Here is a 3,148-nt window from a genome sequence, read left to right as displayed (position 1 = left end):
GGTGCGGGCGCGGCGGCGGTCGCGCGACGGCGCCAGGACAGGCCGCGTCGCGACGCGCGGGTGCGGCCCCGTGCGGCGAGGTCGCCGTTCGTGGCGGCCTGGAGCGCGACGAGCCCGGCGGTGGGGTGACCGGTCAGACCGGCGCCGACGGCGGCGAGGAAGGTGAGGTTCACTGCGGGGTCCTTCCGTGGATGGGAACGCTTCCACCCTACGGACAACGCTTGCCAGATTCATGGGACGAAAGACTCGCAGCGGGCGAGTCGGACGTCGCGCTCGTCACACGTCGGCGCGCGCGGGCACCTCGGGGGCCCGCGGGCGCGCGAGGACCGTCGTCAGCGCGAGCAGGACGACCGCCACGATCGCGACGCCGAGCACGTACCCGGGCGTCAGCGGCATGCCGAGCGCGATCGCCAGCGCCGCACCCGACGCGATGACCACGCGCACGAACGTGCGCTGCTCGTCGAGCCACACCCCCACCGGGCCCGTCGTCACGCCCCGCCGCTCCCCCGCGCCGCGCAGCCACGCCACCGACCGGGTCCACGACGAGCGCAGACCCACCGCCGCCGCGCTGCGTCCCGACACGAACGCGACCACGGCGACGACCAGACCCAGCACGAGCCCCGACCGCAGCGCGACCCGCAGCAGGGACACCACCTGGTCGTAGACGACGACCGCCGCGTCGGGCCGCTGCACCGCGGGTGGCAGCGCGTTCGCGTACACGGACCGGCCGATCGTCAGCGCGACGCCCAGCAGCAGCATCGCGCCCGCGAGCGTGAGGCCGGCGACGACGAGCGCGCGCGACCGGTGCTGCGCGAGGAGCACGCCGCCCGCGAGCAGCAGGACGACGATCCACGGCAGCCACGTCCCGAGGAGGTCCAGCCACCCGTAGGCGTTCTGGAGCCGCACCAGGTCCGCGCTCTGCACCAGCGGGAAGCTCGCGTTGATCGTCGGGAGCCGGTCCACGATCGTGAAGCCGCGCTCGGACAGCGCCGACTTCACGGCCTCGATCACCGTCGTCAGGTCCACCGTGAGCGTGCCCTGCGCGTCGATCGACGCGATCGCGTCCGGGTCGCCCTGCATGACGCCGACCAGCTGCTCGTGCGCCGTGCGGTTCGCCTCGGTCCACGCGGCGTCGAACGCGTCCGACGTCACGAGCCGCTCGACGGCCTGGTGCACGAAGTTCGTCGCCGCGCTGACCAGCGGTCCCTGCAGCGAGTCGACCGCGGTCGCGAGCCGCGGTGGCAGACCGAGCTCCGCGACCGCCGACGTCGCGTCCGCCGCCAGCTGGTCCAGGTCGATCGCGTCGACGATCGCCCCCGTCACCCGGTTCGTCACCGCCTGCTGGATCTGCGGCTCGTCGACCAGCGGCGCGACCGTCGCGAGGTACCGGTCGGTGTCGGTCACCAGCCCACGGGCCCACGTCGCCACGACGGCGACGGGTGCGAGCAGCGCCGCGACGACCACGAGCACGACCGAGGCGGTCACGCGTCCGGGACGTCGCCGCCGTGGCGGCGCGGCCGGTGCGAGCGCCCCGTCGGGCGGGTACGACGGTGGCGCGGCCCGGAGGCGGGCGTTCTCCTCCTCGAGCGCGGCGAGCCGCGCCCGCAACGCCGTGAGCTCGTCCGTCCCGTTCCCGTCCGCGGCCTGCGGCACACCCTGACCGGCCATCGCCCCTCCTCGACATGCCCGATTCGTCCCGCTGGTCCTGAGCATGGCAGCGTCGCAGGTCAGCGCGCGACCCCTGGCGCGGTACGGTGCCCCCCGAGCGCTCCACGCGCGACCGTCGGCCGCACGTCCCGTGCACGTCGTCCCCGGAGGGACCGATGCCCAGACCGCCCGTCCCCGCTCACGACGCCGTCGCCCGCGACCCCCGCAAGCCGCCCGCGTGGCTGCCGCGTGCGCTGCTCATGGCCGCGGTCGCCGTGTTCCTCGGCCTGTTCACGTGGCGGGCGCTGTCCCTGCTCGGGTCCGTCATCACCATCGTCGTGATCTCGTGGTTCGTGTCCCTCGCGATGGAGCCGCTCATCCGGTGGCTCGTCGCGCACCGCATCCGGCGGACGCGCGCCACCGGCATCGTCATGGTCGGCGGGATCCTCGTGATCCTCGTGATCGCCGCGCTGTTCGGCGGGCTGTTCGTCGCGCAGGTCGTCGAGCTCGTCGAGTCGCTGCCGAGCTACTACGAGCAGCTCAAGAGCTGGCTCGACACGTCGTTCGGCGTCGAGCTGCCCGAGTCCGACGAAGTCATCGCCAACGTCGGCGACAACTGGCAGTCGCTCGCGCCCGGCATCATCGGCGTCGGCGCGTCGATCGTCGGCGGCCTGTTCACGCTGACGTCGATCCTGCTCGTCGTCTACTACATGGCCAGCGCGGGGCCGAAGTTCCGCGCCGCCGTCCTGCGGCTCTTCGCGCCGAACCGTCAGCGCGAGATCCTGCGGCTCTGGGAGGTCTCGCAGGAGAAGGTCGCCGACTTCATCAACTCGCGCATCGTGCTCGCCGCGCTCTGCACGGTGTTCACGTGGATCTTCCTGCTGATCCTCGGCATCCCGTACTCGCTGCCGCTCGCCGCGTTCACCGGCGTGGTCTCGCAGTTCGTCCCGACCGTGGGCACCTACATCGGCGGCGCCCTGCCCGTCGCCGTCGCGCTCGCCGTCGACCCCATCAAGGGCGTCGCGGTGCTGGCGTTCATCATCGCCTACCAGCAGGTGGAGAACCTGATCTTCTCCCCCAAGGTGTCCGCGCGGTCGCTCGAGCTCAACCCCGCGGTCTCGTTCCTCGCCGTCATCGCGTTCGGGGCCGTGTTCGGCCCCATCGGGGCGTTCCTCGCGCTGCCCGTCGCCGCGACCATCCAGGCCGTGTCCTCGACCTACATCCGCCGGCACGAGCTCGTCGACGCCGCGATCCTCGAGGAGGACGCGCAGGCGCTGCGCGCGCGGGGATGGCACGACGTCGACGAGGACTCGCCGTCGTCGGTCACGCCGACGGTCGCCCCGCCCGAGGCAGCCCCGCCCGGCGCCGGCACGAGCGACCCCGACGGGACCACGGCGCGTCAGCCGTAGAAGACCCGCTCGACGACCGCCCGCGCACGCCGCGCGGTCCGCAGGTAGTCCTCCTCGAGGTCCGCGCCGCCGCCCGCGGGGTACCCCGCGAC

Annotated in this window: 2 protein-coding genes; one reads left to right on the top strand and one right to left on the bottom strand. The window is 73.6% G+C overall.

Features of this window, described 5'->3' with window-relative positions:
* Positions 1 to 276 precede the first annotated feature (276 nt).
* Entirely contained in the window at positions 277 to 1,668 is a 1,392-nt protein-coding gene (locus HGA02_RS14240) for a hypothetical protein (protein ID WP_168679617.1), read from the bottom strand.
* Positions 1,669 to 1,823: 155 nt separating this feature from the next.
* Between HGA02_RS14240 and HGA02_RS14235 the strand changes: the two genes are divergently transcribed.
* Positions 1,824 to 3,056 (top strand): AI-2E family transporter, encoded by a 1,233-nt coding sequence (locus HGA02_RS14235; protein ID WP_168679615.1) that lies wholly within the window; start codon positions 1,824 to 1,826, stop codon positions 3,054 to 3,056.
* Positions 3,057 to 3,148: the final 92 nt, after the last annotated feature.

The organism is Cellulomonas septica, assembly GCF_012396155.1.
Lineage (GTDB): Bacteria > Actinomycetota > Actinomycetes > Actinomycetales > Cellulomonadaceae > Cellulomonas > Cellulomonas septica.
This window is presented reverse-complemented; position numbering and strand designations above follow the sequence as displayed.